Annotated in this window: 14 protein-coding genes; 4 read left to right on the top strand and 10 right to left on the bottom strand. The window is 72.7% G+C overall.

Annotation, left to right across the window (positions count from 1 at the left end):
• The 5 genes from pgi to tkt are packed head-to-tail and all read right to left on the bottom strand — an operon-like array spanning position 1 to position 7,679.
• Complete coding sequence (gene pgi, locus ABEA26_RS03315; protein ID WP_345589001.1) at positions 1-1,689, bottom strand: glucose-6-phosphate isomerase; 1,689 nt, start codon at positions 1,687-1,689, stop codon at positions 1-3.
• Entirely contained in the window at positions 1,682-2,617 is a 936-nt protein-coding gene (gene opcA, locus ABEA26_RS03310; protein WP_345589000.1) for a glucose-6-phosphate dehydrogenase assembly protein OpcA, read from the bottom strand. Before opcA ends, pgi begins: the two co-directional genes overlap by 8 nt.
• Positions 2,614-4,383: a glucose-6-phosphate dehydrogenase gene (zwf, locus tag ABEA26_RS03305; protein ID WP_345588998.1), complete on the bottom strand. Its 1,770-nt coding sequence runs from the start codon at positions 4,381-4,383 to the stop codon at positions 2,614-2,616. The genes opcA and zwf overlap by 4 nt, the downstream gene beginning before the upstream one ends.
• Positions 4,380-5,549 carry a transaldolase gene (tal, locus tag ABEA26_RS03300; RefSeq protein WP_345588996.1) on the bottom strand — a complete coding sequence of 390 codons (1,170 nt, stop codon included), beginning with the start codon at positions 5,547-5,549 and terminating at the stop codon, positions 4,380-4,382. Before tal ends, zwf begins: the two co-directional genes overlap by 4 nt.
• 45 nt (positions 5,550-5,594) lie before the next feature.
• Complete coding sequence (gene tkt, locus ABEA26_RS03295) at positions 5,595-7,679, bottom strand: transketolase (protein ID WP_345588994.1); 2,085 nt, start codon at positions 7,677-7,679, stop codon at positions 5,595-5,597.
• Positions 7,680-7,848: 169 nt separating this feature from the next.
• Between tkt and ABEA26_RS03290 the strand changes: the two genes are divergently transcribed.
• Positions 7,849-8,808: a helix-turn-helix transcriptional regulator gene (locus tag ABEA26_RS03290; protein ID WP_345588992.1), complete on the top strand. Its 960-nt coding sequence runs from the start codon at positions 7,849-7,851 to the stop codon at positions 8,806-8,808.
• Between the two features lie 107 nt (positions 8,809-8,915).
• Here ABEA26_RS03290 and ABEA26_RS03285 read toward each other — a convergent pair whose 3' ends face one another.
• The 3 genes from ABEA26_RS03285 to ABEA26_RS03275 form a co-directional block, all read right to left on the bottom strand.
• Positions 8,916-11,018, bottom strand: coding sequence for an MMPL family transporter (locus tag ABEA26_RS03285; protein WP_345588990.1), 2,103 nt, complete (start codon positions 11,016-11,018; stop codon positions 8,916-8,918).
• A 146-nt stretch (positions 11,019-11,164) separates the two neighbouring features.
• Complete coding sequence (locus ABEA26_RS03280; RefSeq protein WP_345588988.1) at positions 11,165-11,833, bottom strand: response regulator; 669 nt, start codon at positions 11,831-11,833, stop codon at positions 11,165-11,167.
• Positions 11,830-13,044, bottom strand: coding sequence for a sensor histidine kinase (locus ABEA26_RS03275; RefSeq protein ID WP_345588986.1), 1,215 nt, complete (start codon positions 13,042-13,044; stop codon positions 11,830-11,832). Before ABEA26_RS03275 ends, ABEA26_RS03280 begins: the two co-directional genes overlap by 4 nt.
• A 291-nt stretch (positions 13,045-13,335) precedes the next feature.
• Between ABEA26_RS03275 and ABEA26_RS03270 the strand changes: the two genes are divergently transcribed.
• Positions 13,336-14,673: a 6-phospho-beta-glucosidase gene (locus ABEA26_RS03270; protein ID WP_345588984.1), complete on the top strand. Its 1,338-nt coding sequence runs from the start codon at positions 13,336-13,338 to the stop codon at positions 14,671-14,673.
• Between the two features lie 53 nt (positions 14,674-14,726).
• On the opposite strand, the gene ABEA26_RS03265 is transcribed toward ABEA26_RS03270, so the two are convergent.
• The gene (locus ABEA26_RS03265; RefSeq protein WP_345588983.1) at positions 14,727-15,896 is read right to left on the bottom strand and encodes an ATP-grasp domain-containing protein; all 1,170 of its coding nucleotides are present in this window, start codon (positions 15,894-15,896) and stop codon (positions 14,727-14,729) included.
• A 310-nt stretch (positions 15,897-16,206) separates the two neighbouring features.
• Between ABEA26_RS03265 and ABEA26_RS03260 the strand changes: the two genes are divergently transcribed.
• Positions 16,207-17,076: a metallophosphoesterase family protein gene (locus tag ABEA26_RS03260; protein ID WP_345588982.1), complete on the top strand. Its 870-nt coding sequence runs from the start codon at positions 16,207-16,209 to the stop codon at positions 17,074-17,076.
• Positions 17,073-17,753, top strand: coding sequence for a 4'-phosphopantetheinyl transferase family protein (locus ABEA26_RS03255; RefSeq protein WP_345588981.1), 681 nt, complete (start codon positions 17,073-17,075; stop codon positions 17,751-17,753). Before ABEA26_RS03260 ends, ABEA26_RS03255 begins: the two co-directional genes overlap by 4 nt.
• A 62-nt stretch (positions 17,754-17,815) precedes the next feature.
• Here ABEA26_RS03255 and ABEA26_RS03250 read toward each other — a convergent pair whose 3' ends face one another.
• Positions 17,816-18,052, bottom strand: coding sequence for a hypothetical protein (locus ABEA26_RS03250; RefSeq protein WP_345588979.1), 237 nt, complete (start codon positions 18,050-18,052; stop codon positions 17,816-17,818).
• Positions 18,053-18,140 lie beyond the last annotated feature (88 nt).

The following is an 18,140-nucleotide window of genomic DNA, read 5'->3' as shown; positions in this document are numbered from 1 at the left end:
TCAGTGCACTTCCTTCAGTTCACGGTAGGCGGCCACCAGCGCGGCCGTGGACGGATCGAGGCCGGGCACATCGGCGCCTTCGGTGAGAGCCGGCTCGACGCGCTTGGCCAGCACCTTGCCGAGCTCGACTCCCCACTGGTCGAAGGAGTCGATGTTCCAGATCGCGCCCTGTACGAACACCTTGTGCTCGTACAGCGCGATCAGCTGGCCGAGGACGGACGGCGTCAGCTCGTTGGCCAGGACGGTGGTGGTGGGACGGTTGCCCTGGAAGACGCGGTGCGGCACCTGATCCTCGGGAACGCCCTCCGCCCGGACCTCCTCGGCGCTCTTGCCGAAGGCAAGCGCCTGTCCCTGGGCGAACAGGTTGGCCATCAGCAGGTCGTGCTGCGCCTTCAGTTCGTCGCTCAGCTCGGCGACGGGCCGGGCGAAGCCGATCAGGTCGGCCGGGATGAGCTTGGTGCCCTGGTGGATCAACTGGTAGTACGCGTGCTGTCCGTTGGTGCCCGGTGTGCCCCAGACCACCGGGCCGGTCTCCCACTCCACGGGGCGTCCGTCGCGGTCGACCGACTTGCCGTTGGACTCCATGTCGAGCTGCTGGAGGTAGGCCGTGAACTTCGACAGGTAGTGGCTGTACGGCAGCACCGCGTGCGACTGAGCGTCGAAGAAGTTGCCGTACCAGACGCCCAGCAGGCCCATGATCAGTGGCGCGTTGGCCGGTGCCTCGGCGTTCTGGAAGTGCTCGTCGACGATGCGGAAGCCGTCGAGCATCTCCCGGAAGGGGTCCGGGCCGACGGCGATCATCAGGGAGAGGCCGATCGCCGAGTCGTACGAGTAGCGTCCGCCGACCCAGTCCCAGAACTCGAACATGTTGGCCGTGTCGATGCCGAAGCCGGCGACCTTCTCGGCGTTCGTCGACAGCGCCACGAAGTGCTGGGCGACCGCCTTCTCGTCACCCTTCGCGGAACCGTCCAGCCCTGCCAGCAGCCACGAGCGCGCCGAGGTCGCGTTCGTGATCGTCTCGATCGTCGTGAACGTCTTGGACGCCACGATGAACAGGGTCTCCGCCGGGTCCAGGTCCCGGACCGCCTCGTGCAGGTCGGCGCCGTCCACGTTGGACACGAAGCGGAAGGTGAGTGAGCGGTCGGTGAAGGCGCGCAGCGCGTCGTACGCCATCGCCGGGCCGAGGTCGGAGCCGCCGATGCCGATGTTGACGACGTTGCGGATGCGCTTGCCGGTGTACCCGGTCCACTCGCCGGAACGGACCCGGTCCGCGAAGCCGGTCATCCGGTCCAGCACGGCGTGCACCTTGGGCACGACGTTCTCGCCGTCGACCTCGATCACCGCGTCCCGCGGGGCGCGCAGCGCGGTATGCAGCACCGCCCGGTCCTCGGTGACGTTGATCCGCTCACCGCGGAACATGGCGTCGCGCAGCTCGGACACGCCGGTGACGGAGGCCAGCTCCCGCAGCAGGGCCAGCGTCTCGTCGGTGACCAGGTGCTTGGAGTAGTCGATGCGCAGGTCGCCGACGCGCACGACGTACCGCTCCGCCCGACCGGGATCGTCGGCGAACAGTTCGCCGAGGTCCGGCCGCTGCAGCGCGTCCGCGCGGTGGTCCGCCAGCGCGGCCCACTCCGGCCGCCGGGTGAGCTTCGTGGAGCCGGACGTGGAGTCGGACTGGGGGTCAGACATGGACTGGGGTCTCCTTGCCGGCCTCGCCGCGCAGGGCGACGGCGTACATCTCGTCCGCGTCGAGGCGCCTGAGCTCCTCGGCGATGAGTTCGGAGGTGGGGCGCACCTTCAGCGCGAGGGAGCGCGAGGGCTGGTCGGGCAGGGTCATCGTGGCGAGCGGGCCCTCCGGACGGTCGATGACGATCTCGCCTTTCGCGGTGCCCAGGCGGACGGCCGTGACGACCGGTCCGTCGGTGACCACCCGGTCGACCCGCACGTGCAGCCGGGCCTCCAGCCAGCGGGCCAGCAGCTCCGCGGCAGGGTTCTCGGGCTCGGCCTCCACGGTTGCAGAGGTCACCGGTACCCGGGCCTGGTCCAGGGCGGCGGCCAGCATGGACCGCCACAGCGTCAGCCGGGTCCAGGCGAGGTCGGTGTCGCCGGGCGCGTAGGAGCGGACCCGGCGCTCCAGGACCTCCATCGGCCGCTCGGCCGCGTACAGGTCGGTGATGCGGCGCTTCGCCAGTGCGCCCAGCGGGTCCTTCGCGGGATTGTCGGGCGCGTCCACCGGCCACCACACGACGACCGGGGCGTCCGGCAGCAGCAGGGGCAGCACGACCGAGTCGGCGTGCTCGGACACCTCGCCGTACATGCGCAGCACGACGGTCTCGCCGGTGCCCGCCTCGGAGCCCACCCGGACGTCGGCGTCGAGGTGCGAGCGGGTGCGGTCGCGCAGGTTGCGGGGGTGCCGCTTGATGACGACCAGGGTGCGCGAGGGGTGCTCGTGCGAGGCCTCCTCGCCGGCCTTGAGGGAGTCGTAGGCGTTCTCCTCGTCGGTGACGATCACCAGCGTGAGCACCATGCCCACGGCCGGTGTGCCGATGGCCCGGCGGCCCTGCACCAGCGCCTTGTTGACCTTGCTTGCCGTGGTGTCGGTCAGGTCGATCCTCATGGCCTGCGCCAGCTCCGTCCGTCTCGTGCGAGCATCTCGTCGGCTTCCAGCGGCCCCCAGCTGCCCGAGGCGTACCGCGCGGGCCGTTCGTGCGTGGCCCAGTACTCCTCGACCGGGTCGAGGATCCGCCAGGACTCCTCCACTTCCTGGTGTCGGGGGAACAGGTTGGCGTCGCCCAGCAGGACGTCCAGGATCAGCCGTTCGTACGCCTCCGGGCTGTGCTCCGTGAACGACTCGCCGTACGCGAAGTCCATGGACACGTCCCGGATCTCCATCGACGTGCCCGGCACCTTGGACCCGAACCGCACCGTCATGCCCTCGTCCGGCTGGACGCGGATGACGATCGCGTTCTCGCCCAGCTCCTCCGTCGCGGTGGAGTCGAAGGGGGAGTGCGGGGCCCGCTGGAAGACGACCGCGATCTCGGTGACCCGGCGGCCGAGGCGCTTGCCGGTGCGCAGGTAGAAGGGGACGCCCGCCCAGCGGCGGTTGTCGATCCCCAGCTTGAGGGCCGCGTAGGTGTCGGTCGTGGAGGCCGGGTCGATGCCCTCCTCCTCCAGGTAGCCGGCGACCTGCGCGCCGCCCTGCCAGCCGCCCGCGTACTGCGCGCGCACGGTGTGCTCGCCGAGTTCGTCCGGCAGCCGCACCGCCCGCAGCACCTTCAGCTTCTCGGTGAGCAGCGACGCCGCGTCGAAGGAGGCGGGTTCCTCCATGGCGGTGAGGGCCATCAGCTGGAGCAGGTGGTTCTGGATGACGTCGCGTGCGGCGCCGATGCCGTCGTAGTAGCCGGCCCGGCCGCCGATGCCGATGTCCTCGGCCATGGTGATCTGGACGTGGTCGACGTAGGACCGGTTCCAGATCGGCTCGTACATCTGGTTGGCGAAGCGCAGCGCCAGGATGTTCTGGACGGTCTCCTTGCCCAGGTAGTGGTCGATGCGGAAGACCTGCTCCGGGTCGAAGACCTCGTGCACCAGCGCGTTCAGCTCGCGGGCGCTGCCCAGGTCGTGCCCGAACGGCTTCTCGATCACCGCCCGGCGCCAGGAGCCGTCCGGGGCGTCGGTCAGCCCGTGCTTCCTGAGCTGCTGGACGACCTTCGGGAAGAACTTCGGCGGCACCGAGAGGTAGAAGGCGTAGTTGCCGCTGGTGCCGCGGGAGGTGTCCAGCTCCTCGACGGCCTTGCGCAGCTCGTCGAACGCGTCGTCGTCGTCGAAGTCGCCGGGGATGAAGCGCATGCCCTCGGCGAGCTGCTGCCAGACCTCCTCGCGGAACGGCGTGCGGGCGTGCTCCTTGACGGCGTCGTGCACGACCTCGGCGAAGTCCTGGTTCTCCCAGTCCCGGCGGGCGAAGCCGACCAGGGAGAAGCCCGGCGGCAGCAGACCGCGGTTGGCCAGGTCGTAGACGGCGGGCATCAGCTTGCGGCGGGACAGGTCTCCGGTGACGCCGAAGATGACCAGTCCGGACGGGCCCGCGATGCGGGGTAGGCGGCGGTCCTGGGGATCGCGCAGGGGATTGCTCCAGTCGAGGGGCGCGAGCGGCGCGACGACCTTGTCGTCCGCGCCCGCCCCCTTCGCCCCCTGGGCGGGTCCGGCCGCCCGGGACTTCCTGGCGGGCCGGGCGGATCCGGCCGTCTCCGGACCCCGGCGTGCCTCGGCGGCCCGGGACTCCTCGGCGTGCGGGGGTCCCGCGGCCGCCCGGGCCGTCCGTTTCTCCCCGGCCTCCTTCGTCGCCTTGGCCCCGTGGGCCGTCGTAGCGGGAAGGTCCTCGCTCATTCCCCGTCAACTCCCTTGCTGTCGAGGGACTTCGTCACGGCGTCGAGCAGGTCCTGCCAGGCCACCTCGAACTTGGCCACGCCTTCCTGCTCCAGCTGCCGCACCACCTCGTCGTACGAGATGCCGAGCCGCTCCACGGCCGCGAGATCGGCCCGGGCCTGGGCGTAACCACCGGTGACCGTGTCGCCCCGCACGTCGCCGTGGTCGGCGGCGGCGTTCAGGGTGGCCTCCGGCATCGTGTTCACGGTGCCGGGGGCGACCAGCTCCTCCACGTACAGGGTGTCCCGGAATGCCGGGTCCTTCACCCCGGTGGACGCCCACAGGGGACGCTGGGCGTTGGCGCGGGCCCCGGCCAGGGCGGTGAACCGGTCACCCGCCCGGGTCGGATCGCCTGCGGAACCGAACACGTTCTCGTACGCCTCGTAGGCCAGCCGCGCGTTCGCCAGCGCCGCCTTCCCCTTCAGGGCGAGGGCCTCGTCGGTGCCCAGCAGCGTCAGGCGCTTGTCGATCTCGCTGTCGACGCGGGAGACGAAGAAGGAGGCGACGGAGTGGATGCCCGCCAGGTCGAGCCCGGCCGCCCGCGCCTTCTCCAGGCCGGCGAGGTAGGCGTCCATGACCTCCAGGTAGCGCTCCAGGGAGAAGATCAGCGTGACGTTGACGCTGATGCCCGCGCCGACGACCTCGGTGATCGCCGGGAGACCGGCCTTCGTCGCCGGGATCTTGATCATCGCGTTGGGGCGGTCGACCAGCCAGGCCAGCTGACGGGCCTCGGCGATCGTGGCCCGGGTGTCGTGGGCGAGCCGCGGGTCGACCTCGATGGAGACCCGGCCGTCCCGGCCGCCGGTGGCGTCGTACACCGGGCGCAGCACGTCGGCGGCGGCGCGGACGTCGGCGGTGGTCATCATGCGGACCGCCTCGTCGGCGGTGACGCCCCGGGTCGCGAGGTCGTCGAGCTGCTCCTCGTAGCCCTCGCCGGAGCCGATGGCGGACTGGAAGATCGACGGGTTCGTGGTGACGCCGACGACGTTCCTGGTCCCGATCAGCTCGGCGAGGTCGCCGGACTCGATCCGCCGCCGCGACAGGTCGTCCAGCCAGATGGAGACGCCCGCCTCGGCCAGGCGTCGGAGTGCTGCCGCGGGTGCGACTGCTTCGGTCACAGTGATCATCTTCTCTTTCTGCGGTGGGATCCGTCCGGGGCCGATCCGGTCGGATCAGCCGCGGACGGCTGCCAGGGACTCCCTGGCGGCGGCGGTGACGTGCTCGGCGGTGAAGCCGAACTCGGCGAACAGGGTCTTGGCGTCGGCGGAGGCGCCGAAGTGCTCCAGGGAGACGATGCGGCCCGCGTCCCCGGTGAACCGGTGCCAGGTCAGGCCGATACCGGCCTCCACGGCCACCCGGGCCCGCACGGACGGCGGCAGCACGCGCTCGCGGTACTCGCGCGGCTGCTCGTCGAACCACTCCACCGACGGCATCGACACCACCCGGGTGGGCGTGCCCTCCGCTTCCAGCGCCTCCCGCGCGGCCACGGCGAGCTGCACCTCGGAGCCGGTGGCGATCAGGACGACCTCCGGGGCCCCGGAGGAGGCGTCGGCGAGGACATAGCCGCCGCGCGCCGCGTCCGGGTTCGGTTCGTACGTCGGTACGCCCTGACGGGTGAGGGCGAGGCCGTGCGGGGCCGGGTGGGTGGAGTGGCGCCTGAGGATCTCGGCCCAGGCGGTGGCGGTCTCGTTGGCGTCGGCCGGGCGGACGACGTTCAGACCGGGGACGGCGCGCAGCGCGGCGAGGTGCTCGACGGGCTGGTGGGTCGGGCCGTCCTCACCGAGACCGACGGAGTCGTGCGTCCACACGTACGTCACCGGCAGCTGCATCAGGGCCGACATGCGGACGGCGTTGCGCATGTAGTCGGAGAAGACCAGGAAGGTGCCGCCGTAGACGCGGGTGTTGCCGTGCAGGGCGATGCCGTTCATCTCCGCGGCCATCGAGAACTCGCGGATGCCGAAGTGGATGGTGCGGCCGTACGGGTCGGTCTGGGGCAGCGGGTTGCCCTCGGGGAGGAAGGAGCTGGTCTTGTCGATCGTGGTGTTGTTCGAGCCGGCCAGGTCGGCCGAGCCGCCCCACAGCTCGGGCAGTACGGGGCCGAGTGCCTGGAGCACCTTCCCGGAGGCGGCGCGGGTGGCGACGGCCTTGCCGGTCTCGAACACCGGCAGGGTGTCCTCCCAGCCCTCGGGCAGCCGGCCGGCGACCACGCGGTCGAACAGCACCGCGCGTTCCGGCTGGTCGCCGCGCCACTGGGCGATCCGCTTGTCCCAGGCGGCGTGCGCCTCGGCGCCCCGGTCCAGGGCCCCGCGGGTGTGGGCGAGGACGTCGTCGGCGACCTCGAAGGACCGCTCCGGATCGAAGCCGAGGACGCGCTTGGTGGCGGCGACCTCGTCCTCGCCGAGGGCGGAGCCGTGGGAGGCCTCGGTGTTCCGCGCGTTCGGGGCGGGCCAGGCGATGATCGTGCGCATGGCGATGATGGAGGGGCGCCCGGTCTCCGCCTTCGCCGCAGTCAGCGCCGCGTACAGCGCGTGCACGTCGACGTCGCCGCTCTCGGCGGGCTCGACGCGCCGCACATGCCATCCGTAGGCCTCGTAGCGCTTCAGCACGTCCTCGGAGTACGCGGTCGCGGTGTCGCCCTCGATGGAGATGTGGTTGTCGTCGTAGAGGAGGACGAGGTTGCCGAGCCTCTGGTGGCCGGCCATCGACGACGCCTCGGCGGAGACTCCCTCCTGGAGGTCGCCGTCGGAGACGATCGCCCAGACGGTGTGGTCGAAGGGGGACCCGCCCGCCGGCGCCTGCGGATCGAACAGCCCGCGCTCGTAGCGGGCCGCCATCGCCATGCCGACCGCGTTGGCGACGCCCTGGCCGAGCGGGCCGGTGGTGGTCTCCACGCCGGCGGTGTGCCCGTACTCGGGGTGGCCGGGCGTCTTCGAACCGTGCGTGCGAAAGGCCTTCAGGTCGTCCAGCTCCAGCTCGTACCCGGCGAGGTAGAGCTGGGTGTAGAGGGTCAGCGAGGTGTGACCGGGGGAGAGGACGAAACGGTCACGGCCCGTCCACTCCGGGTCCGCGGGGTCGTGCCGCATCACCTTCTGAAAGATCGTGTACGCCGCCGGGGCGAGGGCCATAGCCGTGCCGGGATGGCCGTTGCCGACCTTCTGCACGGCGTCGGCCGCGAGAACCCGGGCGGTGTCGACGGCACGCCGGTCGAGTTCGGTCCATTCGAAGCGGTCCGCGCTGTCCACTGGGTGCGTGCTCATCTTCAAGAAGTCCTCGATCGGAGCGTAGTAGCCGGTCTGGCGTGTTCAAACTTAAAAGTCTGACTTTTGAGAGTGAAGGTCGTGGTGTGCCAGCCTGTGGTGAAACTGGGACACGGCCCCCGGCGGCGGGGCACCCGGGGGCGCACGGACGGGGCGGCACGAGAAGGACATGGCGGACGTGGCGGACGAAAGCACCCGAGGTGACGGCGACGGGATCAGAACCTTCCCCTTCCCTGTCGATCTGAGCCTCCTCGGTGTCGGCATGCAGGTCGGCCCCATGGGTGTCGGCCGCACCTGGCACGCGCAGGCCCCGCTGCACCGGGTGCACCGCATCGACTTCCACGTCGTCATGCTCTTCACCGGCGGTCCGGTCCGCCACATGGTCGACTTCGCCGAGTACGAGGCGACGGCCGGCGATCTGCTGTGGATCCGGCCCGGACAGGTCCACCGCTTCTCGCCGGGGAGCGAGTACCGCGGAACGGTGCTGACCATGCAGCCCGGCTTCCTGCCCCGCGCCACCGTGGAGGCCACCGGCCTCTACCGCTACGACCTGCCGCCCCTGCTCCGCCCCGACGAGACACGGCTCGCCGGGCTGACGGCGGCACTCGACCAGCTGCGGCGCGAGTACGAGGACGCCACCACCCTGCCGCTCAGCCTGCACACCGCCGTGCTGCGCCACGCCCTGTCGGCGTTCCTGCTGCGCCTCGCGCACCTCGCGGCCGGCTCCGCCGAGGCGGCGCGCCGGGGACGGGCGGACCCGCCGGGCGACACGGCCTTCACCCTCTTCCGGGACGAGGTCGAACGGGGCTTCGCCACCAACCACAGCGTCAGCGCCTACGCCGACGCGCTCGGCTACTCCCGGCGCACCCTGGTCCGCGCGGTGCGCGCCGCCACCGGCGAGACGCCCAAGGGGTTCATCGACAAGCGGGTCGTCCTGGAGGCCAGACGGCTCCTCGCCCACACCGACATGCCGATCGGCCGGGTCGGCGCGGCGGTCGGCTTCCCGGACGCGGCGAACTTCTCCAGGTTCTTCCAGCAGCACACGGACCAGACACCGGCGGCGTTCCGGGCCGAGCTGCGCCGAGAGTCCCCGCCAGGTCCTGACGGAGGGGCTCACGTAAGCGCGTGAGCCCCTGCGCCCTCCCGCCAGGGCGCCGTTGGCCGCTCAACGGTCCACCCCCGGCGGGGAGGAACCGCGGCCGGCCGGATCTCGGCGGCCGGTGCCTCAGCGGTGCCTCAGCGGTGCGCCGGCTGTGGCTCGGCCACGGCGGCGGCCTCCTCGCGCAGACCGAACCGCTCGTGCGCCCGGCGCAGCGCCTTCGGGGCCCACCAGGCGCGGCTGCCGAGCAGCGCCATGGTCGCCGGCACCAGCAGCATCCGTACCACCGTGGCGTCGATCAGCACCGCCAGGGTGAGGCCGAGCCCGATCTGCAGGATCGGGGAGAAGCCGCCCGTCATGAAGGCGCCGAACACCACCGCGAGGAGCAGCGCGGCGCAGGTCACCACCCGGCCGGAGCGGCGCAGCCCGGTCACCACGGCCTCCCGGTCGTCGCCGGTCAGCTCCCGGGCCTCGCGCATCCGCGCCAGGATGAACAGCTCGTAGTCCATGGCCAGTCCGAAGGCGATCGCGATGATCAGCGGTGGTGCGGTCAGACTCAGCGCGCCCAGCCCCTCGGCGCCGATCAGCCCGGCCAGATGGCCGTCCTGGAACACCCAGACGACGGCGCCGAGCGCGGCGGCGAGGCTGAGCAGCGTGGTCGCGATCGTGCGCAGCGGCAGCAGCACCGACCCGGTGAAGGCGAACAGCAGCACGAAGATCCCGGCCAGCACGGTCAGCGCCGCCCAGGGCGCCCGGTCGGCGAGCATCTGCCGGAAGTCGACCAACTGGGCCGCGGTGCCGGTGACCTGGACGGGGGCGTCACCGCGTATGTCCCGTACCCGTTCGACCAGTTCGGTGGCCGCCCTGCCGTCGACCGGGCCGGACGGGGGCAGTTCGAGCACAGTGGTGCCGCCCGGCAGGTCACGGCGCTCGGTGCCCGGCGCGAGCACGCTGATCCGGCCGGCCGTCGCTGCGTCGGTGCCGGGCCGCAGGACCACGGTGACCGGCGAGACCCCGGTGCCCGGCGGGAAGTGCGCCTCTACGGCGTCGTGAAGCTGCCGCGCCTCGGTGCTCTTCGGGAGCTGCCGCGCGTCGCCGATGTTGATGCGCATGCCGGTGACGGGCAGCGCCAGCACCAGCAGGGCGGGGACGGTGACGGCCAGGACGGCCACGCGCCGGCGGGTGGCGAAGCGGGCCAGGCGGGCGAAGAGCCGGCCCTCCTCGCCCTGTGGCCGCACCTTCGCCGGGGGGATCCTCCCGCCGAACCTCGTCAGCAGGGCGGGCAGCAGCGTCAGCGCGGCGAGCATGTCGACGACGACCACCGCGGCCACCGCCAGACCCATGCTGCGCAGGAACGTGCTCGGGAAGACCAGCAGTCCGGCCAGGCTCACGGCCACCGTCAGTCCGGAGAACAGCACGGTGCGACCGGCCGCCGCGACCGTGCGGTGCACGGCCTCCACCACGTCCGGGACGTCCCGCCGCTCCTCACGGAAGCGGACCAGCATCAGCAGGGCGTAGTCCACGGCGAGACCCAGCCCCAGCATCGTCGTGACCTGGATCGCGTACACGGAGATGTCGGTGAACTGGCTGAAGGCGAACAGGCCCAGGAAGGCTCCCGCGATGCCGGCCACCGCGACCAGCAGCGGCAGCCCCGCCGTGCGCAGCCCGCCGAAGATGACCAGCAGCAGCACCAGGACGACCGGCAGCGAGATCAACTCCGCGTTCTTCACGTCCTCCTGGGCCCGCTGACCGAGCTGCTCGCCCAGCAGCGGCCCGCCGCTGACGTGGACCCCGGACACGTCGATCTCGTGCAGCCGGCCGGCCGCCGCGTCCACCGCGTCCTCCTCGGCGGCGTCGTCCAGACCGCCCTCGAAGGTGACCGGGACGATCAGCGCCCGCCCGTCCTCGGCGACCAGACCTCGGGTGGCGTACGGGTCGGGCACCGCCGCGACGCCCGCGACATCCCTCAGCTCGGCGACGGCCTGCAGCACCTGGGCACGCACTGCGGGGTCGAAGACGGCGGCCTCGACGACGGCGGTGATCGACTCGCCCGACGGGTCGATGCCGTCCAGGTACTCGGCGGCGATCCGCGACTCGGTGCCGGGCACGTCGGGCACGTCGTCGGAGAGCTTGCCGAAGACACCCGTGCCGAGGCCGAAGCCCAGCAGCAGGAAGACGCCCCACAGGAGCATCACGGTCAGGGGGCGGCGGGTCGCCGCCCGGGCGAGTGTGGACAGCACGGTGCCTCCCGGCGATGGGCGTCCGACGACGGACGCGTCTTTCGACATCGCCAACAGACTCGTGGCCGACGGCTGTCGGCGGATCGCCGGTGGGAGCGGTTTGCGGCACTCGCCCGTACGGGGGAGGCCGGCCTCCGTCTCGCCCGTCAGGGGGAGCCCGGAGTCACCAGGCCGGTCTCGTAGGCGCAGATCACCGCCTGCACCCGGTCCCTGAGACCGAGCTTGCCCAGCACGTTGCTGACATGGGTCTTGACGGTGTGCTCGCTCACGAACAGGGTCGTGGCGATTTCGGCGTTGGACAGCCCGCGGGCCAGCAGCCGCAGCGTCTCCACCTCGCGGGCGGTCAGCACCTCCAGGCGCTGCGGGGTGACGTCGGTGATGGCCTCCTGCCGCCGGCGCCGCACGATGTCCGCCACCAGCCGGCGCGTCACCGCCGGTGCGAGCAGTGAGTCGCCGGCCGCGACCACCCGCACCGCGTGCACCAGGTCGTCCCGGCGCACGTCCTTGAGCAGGAAGCCGCTGGCGCCCGCGGAGAGCGCCTCGTACACGTACTCGTCCAGGTCGAAGGTGGTCAGCATGACGACCTTGCAGGCGGAGCGCGCGCACACCCGCCGGGCCGCGTCGAGTCCGTCCATGACCGGCATACGGATGTCCAGGAGCAGCACGTCGGGCGCGTACCGCTCGACCGCGGCGACGGCCTCGGCGCCGTCACCCGCCTCGGCGACGACCTCGATGTCGGCCTGCGCCTCCAGAATCATGCTGAAGCCGCTGCGGACCAGCTCCTGGTCGTCGGCGACGACCACCCGGATGGTCACCCGAGCGCCGCCCGCCGTCCGGGCGCGACGGGCAGGCGCACGACGACGTGGAAGCCCCCGTCCGGCCCGCCGCCGGTGACGGCCCCGCCCCCGCAGGCCGCGGCCCGCTCCCGGATGCCGATCAGCCCGTGTCCGCCACCGTCCGGCGCCGACGGGCCCCGTCCGTCGTCCGTCACCGTCAAGGTCACGTGCTCCTCCGCCCAGTCGAGTGCGACCGTCGCGGAGGAAGCGTACGCGTGCTTGACCGTGTTGGTGAGTGCCTCCTGCGCGATCCGGTAGGCGGCGACCTCGGTGTCCGGCGGCAGCGGACGCGGCTCGCCCCGCACGCGCAACTCCACGCGCAGCCCGGTCGATTCGCCGACCTGCCGGACCATGCCGGGCAGGGCGGCCACGCCCGGTTGCGGCAGCCGCTGTGCCACGGCCCGGGCCGACTCCTGCTCCTGCTTGAGTACGCCGAGGATGCGCCGCAGTTGGTTCATGGCGTCCCGCCCGGCGGTCGCGATCGCCTCGAACGCGGCCTCCGCGCGCGCCGGATCGCTGCGCACCACGACCGGTCCCGCCTCGGCCTGTACCACCATGAGGCTGACCGCGTGCGCCAGGATGTCGTGCATGTCGCGAGCGATCCGGGAACGTTCCTGTGCCGTGGCCCGCGCGGTCTCGGCGGCCCGCTCGCGCTCCAGCCGGCGGGCCCGGTCCTCCAGTTCGGCGGTGTAGGCCCGCTGGGTCCGGGCGAGTGTGCCGAGCGCGTACGCGCACACGATGCTCAGCAGCTGGAAGGCGTACTCGAACGGCTCGGCGTGTTCCTTGTGGTTGATGGTGAGGGCGACCCCGATCAGCCAGCCTGCCAGCATCAGGCGCCGCTGCCAGGGCCGGGCGAGGGCGGCCAGGGTGTAGAGGACGACGAACCCGCCGTACATCAGGTCGGGGGGCGGCGCGTGGTGCACCGCCTGCGTGGGGGTGGCCACCGACACGGCGCAGGCGGTCGCGAAGGGCGCCGCGCGCCGCCACACCAGCGGCAGCGCCGTCGCGGCCCCGAGCAGCCAGCCCGGCCAGGTCAGCGGGTCGTCCCCCTCGTCGGGGAACAGCCACTGCAGGGACACGGCGAAGAGCACCAGCGCGGCGACGGCCGCGTCGACGGCGTACGGATTCGTCGTGCGCAGCCGTGCGACGACGGAGGCGAACGGGACGGTGAGCGGGGACCGGACGGACATGGGCGGCTCCTCGGGGCAAGGGCCGTCCCAGTATCAGGAGGTTCCCGGGGCCCTGTCCTCACCGGTGAGAGGGATTTCCGGTACCCGGAGCGGGGAGACGGTCTCCTGCCCACGGCCGGCCGACGCTCCCCCGCCACGGGCCGGCCCGGTGCCCGCCGGACCCGGCACATGGGCTTGGACGTGAGCTGCCGCCGGCTGCCGCGGCGCGGGCACGGTCCTGCGCCCGGTCGGCCGGGCGTGCCATGATCGGCGCCAGGTGGACGTCGGGGCGGGTGACGGAAGGGTGCGGGCGTGAGGCTGACGATTCTGGGCGGCGGCGGATTCCGGGTGCCGCTCGTGTACGGGGCGCTCCTCGCGGACCGTGCCCAGGGGCGGGTGACGCACGTCGTCCTGCACGACCTCGACGCGGCCCGGCTGTCCGCGGTGACCCGGGTGCTGGCCGAGCAGGCCGCCGGGGTGCCCGACGCGCCCGAGGTGACCGCCACGACCGACCTGGACGAGGCGCTGCGCGGCGCCGACTTCGTCTTCTCCGCGATCCGCGTCGGCGGTCCGGAGGGCCGGGCCGACGACGAGCGGGTGGCGCTCGCCGAGGGCGTCCTCGGGCAGGAGACGGTCGGCGCGGGCGGCGTCGCGTACGGCCTGCGCACCGTCCCGGTCGCCGTGGACATCGCGCGCCGGGTGGCCCGGCTGGCGCCGGACGCCTGGGTCATCAACTTCACCAACCCGGCCGGTCTGGTCACCGAGGCCATGTCCCGGCACCTCGGCGACCGCGTCATCGGCATCTGCGACTCGCCGGTCGGCCTGGGCCGGCGCGTCGCCCGCGTGCTGGGCGCGGACCCGGACCGGGCCTGGATCGACTACGTCGGCCTCAACCACCTCGGCTGGCTCCGCGGTCTGCGCGTCGCAGGCCGCGACGAACTCCCGCGGCTGCTCGCCGACCCGGCGCTGCTCGGCTCCTTCGAGGAGGGCCGGCTCTTCGGCCCCGAGTGGCTGCGCTCCCTGGGCGCGATCCCCAACGAGTACCTGCACTACTACTACTTCAACCGGGAGACGGTCCGCGCCTACCAGCAGGCGGACCGGACCCGCGGCGCGTTCCTGCGCGACCAGCAGGCCCGCTTCTACGACGAGATGCGCCGCCCCGACGCCCCGGCCCTGGCGACCTGGGACCGCACCCGCGCCGAACGCGAGGCCACCTACATGGCGGAGAACCGGGAGACCGCGGGCGCGGGCGAACGCGAGGCCGACGACCTGTCCGGCGGCTACGAGAAGGTGGCGCTGGCGCTGATGCGGGCCGTCGCCCGGGACGAGCGCACCACGCTCATCCTCAACGTCCGCAACCGCGGCACGCTGTCGGTCCTCGACACCGACGCCGTGATCGAGGCCCCGTGCCTGGTCGACGCGAACGGCGCCCACCCGGTGGCCGTGGACCCGTTGCCGCAGCACGCCACCGGTCTGGTCTGCGCGGTCAAGGCGGTGGAACGCGAGATCCTGGCGGCGGCAGCTTCCGGCTCCCGCGCGGCGGCGGTACGCGCCTTCGCCCTGCACCCCCTGGTCGACTCGGTCAACGTCGCCCACCGCCTGGTGGACGGGTACACGGCAGTCCATCCGGGCCTGGGGTATCTGAGGTGAGCGGGGACCGCGGGGGAGCCGTCGGACGACCGGCGGCCCCTCGGCGCGGCGTCCTACGCGGGAGCCCCGGCGGCCGGGTCCGATGCGGCGGCGGCGACCGGGCCGGCGGCCGACGCGGTGGCCGCCGGATACTTCACCGGAGCCGGAGCCGGAGCCGGAGCCGGAGTGGCGGGGAGGTCGGCGCGCTGGTGCGGCAGGGCCACGGGCTGCAGCGGGCGCGGTCCGGACAGCACCGTGTAGTCCTGGCCCAGGAACGGCGGCGTCAGCTCGCCCGGGTCGTCACCGAGGGCCAGCCGGACCGCGGCCCACGGCACGTTGATCCCGCACAGCGCCAGCTGGTGCAGCCCCCCGGCCGGGCGGGTGTTGACGTCCATCAGGACGGGACGGTCGCCGTACATCCGGAACTGCACGTTGGACAGGTGGTGCAGCCCGAACGTCTCGGCGATCCGCCGCGCCGGCGCCAGCCACCGCTCATGGAGGGTGAACCCGCGGCGGCGGCCGTTCTTGGTGCGGCCCACGGCCAGCCGTACCCGGTTGTCGGGCCCCGTCAGGCAGTCCACCGAGACCTCCGGCTGCTCCAGCCGCGGCATCACCAGCCAGTCGACCGGCTCCTGGGCCGCCCGCAGCGCCTCGACGACCATGCGCAGCGGCACGGACGGGCTCGGGAAGCCGCTCAGGTGCGTAAGGGAGAAGGGGTCCCGGGTGATCATCCGGAAGCCCACGCCGCCCGCGCCGGACGCCGGTTTGAAGCATGCCTGGTGGCCTCGCGCCTCCAGCTCCTCGACTGCGGAGAGGAGTTCTTCGGCCGTGTGGACCCGCCACCACTCGGGCACCGGGACGCCGACAGCCCGTACCGCCTCGTAGGCGATCACCTTGTCCTGGAAGACGGCCACCGCCTCCGGCGGAGGCGCGAGCAGCGCCGTACCGGCCGCCTCGAACTCGGCGCGGTGGGCCACGACCGAGGCCTGGTGCAGCCGGGGTACGAACACGTCGATGCCGCGCCGCGCGCACTGGTCCAGGGCGTACTCGACGTAACCGCCGGGGGACAGGCCCTCGGGCTCCAGGTCGGCGGTGTCCGCGGCGGCCAGCACGGGGGAGTCCGGGTCGCCGTGCGTGGCGTGGATCTCGACGGCCCGGTCGGCGGGATTCCTCCGCAGCTGATCCATGAAGAAGACGTTCTCCGCGTACGTGCGATTGAGCCATACGCGTACGGGAGAAACCATGCGGGCCGCCTTTCACGGTTCGCGGGCAGGGCGAAGCGGGGCCGTGCCCGGCCAGGGGGTTGGAGGGACACCAAGCCGCCCTGCGCGGAGGGAATCGTGGCGGTGGTGTTGGGCCGATCATAGGGGGTCCCCTGCCTCCGAGCGCAAAGCGCGTCGCCCGGACGCACCGGCGCCGCCACGGGGCGGCGCGGAAGACCCTGGTCCGGGAAGCACCGGCCCGGGAGGCACGTGTCCGAGGGCGAGTCGTCCTTGTGAGCGGAGCCCGGGATGTGATCTCTTGAGGTCGAACGCGCGTCCGGAAGGGGTGGGGATGACATCGATGGTCGAAGGCCCCGGGCAGCTGTGGGCCATCAGCGACCTGCATATCGGCTACCCGGAGAACCGCGCCCTGGTCGAGGAGCTGCGTCCCGGCTGTGACGACGACTGGCTCCTGGTGGCCGGCGACGTGGCGGAGACCGTCGCCGACATCCGCTGGGCCCTCGGCACCCTCGCGGACCGCTTCCGCCGGGTCGTCTGGGCCCCCGGCAACCACGAACTGTGGACCCACCCCCAGGACCCCGTCACCCTCCGCGGGGCCGCCCGCTACGAGCACCTCGTCGAGATGTGCCGCGAGCTGGGCGTGACGACACCCGAGGACCCGTACCCCGTGTGGCACGGTGCGGGCGGGCCGGCCGTCGTCGCACCATTGTTCCTGCTCTACGACTACTCGTTCCTGCCCGCCGGATGCGCGACGAAGGACGAGGGACTGGCGTACGCCGACGGCACAGGCGTCGTGTGCAGCGACGAGTTCCTGCTCCATCCCGACCCGTACCCCAGCCGCGAGGCGTGGTGCCGGGCGCGGGTCGCCGAGACCGAGGGCAGGCTGGCCGCCCTCCCCGCCGGGCTGCCGACGGTCCTGGTCAACCACTACCCGCTGGACCGGCACCCCACCGACGTCCTGTGGTACCCCGAGTTCGCCATGTGGTGCGGGACCAACCTGACCGCCGACTGGCACCGGAGGTTCCGGGTCGACACCATGGTCTACGGGCATCTCCACATCCCGCGGACCACCTGGCACGAGGGTGTCCGCTTCGAGGAGGTGTCGGTGGGCTACCCCCGCGAATGGCGCAAGCGGACCGGGCCGCCGGGACGGTTGCGTCGTATCCTGCCGTCGTCGTCGAGCCAGGAGGTGGACCGGTGATCGAGGAGTTGCTGCCCGACACGGTCGTCGCGGTGGAGGCGCACGGTTACGACGACCTCGGGCACCTGCCCCTCTACCCCGAGGAGGAGGCGCTGGTGGCGCGGGCGGTCACCAAGCGCCGCCGGGAGTTCACCGCCGTCCGGTCCTGCGCCCGCCGGGCGATGGAGAAGTTCGGCGTGCCCGCCCAGCCCGTGCTGACCGGCGAGAGAGGTGCGCCGCGCTGGCCGGACGGCCTCACCGGCAGCATGACCCACTGCGACGGCTACTGCGCCGCCGCCCTGGTCCGCGTCACCGACCTCGCCTCCCTCGGTATCGACGCGGAACCCGACGCCCCGCTCCCGGACGGGGTCCTGCCCAGCGTGACCCTGCCCGCCGAGGTGGAGCGGCTGCGCCGACTGGCCGGGGAGCGTCCCGGCGTCCACTGGGACCGCCTGCTCTTCAGCGCCAAGGAGTCGGTCTACAAGGCGTGGTTCCCCCTCACCCGGCAGTGGCTGGACTTCGCGGAGGCCGACATCGAGATCTCCGTCGACCCCGTCGACCCGCGCCGCGGCACCCTGCGCGCCGCCCTTCTGGTGCCCGGACCGACCGTGCGGGGCCGGCGCCTGACCCACTTCGACGGCCGCTGGACCTCCCGGCAGGGTCTGATCGCCACGGCGGTCGCGGTTCCGCACGCCTGAGTCTTCCGGCCCTGCCGGCACTCTCTCCGTTCGCACGCCGACGGAAAAGTGCCGGCCCCGCGTCACGGCCGGGGACACCAGCTCCGCAGCAACCGGAAGAACTCCTCCTCGTTGCCCGCGAGCCCCGCGGCCCCGAGCGCCTGCTCCGCCTCGGCCAGTACGGAGGGCGGGACGACGGGCACACGAGCGGCGCCGTCCGGTCCCGCCGCGGTGTCGAAGCCGGCCCGCACGGTGTGCAGGAGCCGCAGGTAGGCCTGAACGGCGGTGCGCTCGTGGTCGGTCAGTACGGCGGTGGTCATCGGTCGGCTCTCCCCACAACGACGTCAGCGGTCACGCGCCCCCGCGCAGCGGCGGCACACGCACAGCTTGCCGCCCACCACTGACAAT

Origin of the sequence: Streptomyces marokkonensis (assembly GCF_039539045.1) — a bacterium.
In the GTDB taxonomy this organism is placed as follows: domain Bacteria; phylum Actinomycetota; class Actinomycetes; order Streptomycetales; family Streptomycetaceae; genus Streptomyces; species Streptomyces marokkonensis.
This window is presented reverse-complemented; position numbering and strand designations above follow the sequence as displayed.

Coding starts and splice junctions, on each gene's coding strand:
- pgi (WP_345589001.1), bottom strand. CDS start 1,689: ATGTCTGACCCCCAGTCCGACTCCACGTCCGGCTCCACGAAGCTCACC.
- opcA (WP_345589000.1), bottom strand. CDS start 2,617: ATGAGGATCGACCTGACCGACACCACGGCAAGCAAGGTCAACAAGGCG.
- zwf (WP_345588998.1), bottom strand. CDS start 4,383: ATGAGCGAGGACCTTCCCGCTACGACGGCCCACGGGGCCAAGGCGACG.
- tal (WP_345588996.1), bottom strand. CDS start 5,549: ATGATCACTGTGACCGAAGCAGTCGCACCCGCGGCAGCACTCCGACGC.
- tkt (WP_345588994.1), bottom strand. CDS start 7,679: ATGAGCACGCACCCAGTGGACAGCGCGGACCGCTTCGAATGGACCGAA.
- ABEA26_RS03290 (WP_345588992.1), top strand. CDS start 7,849: ATGGCGGACGTGGCGGACGAAAGCACCCGAGGTGACGGCGACGGGATC.
- ABEA26_RS03275 (WP_345588986.1), bottom strand. CDS start 13,044: ATGTCCGTCCGGTCCCCGCTCACCGTCCCGTTCGCCTCCGTCGTCGCA.
- ABEA26_RS03265 (WP_345588983.1), bottom strand. CDS start 15,896: ATGGTTTCTCCCGTACGCGTATGGCTCAATCGCACGTACGCGGAGAAC.
- ABEA26_RS03260 (WP_345588982.1), top strand. CDS start 16,207: ATGACATCGATGGTCGAAGGCCCCGGGCAGCTGTGGGCCATCAGCGAC.
- ABEA26_RS03250 (WP_345588979.1), bottom strand. CDS start 18,052: ATGACCACCGCCGTACTGACCGACCACGAGCGCACCGCCGTTCAGGCC.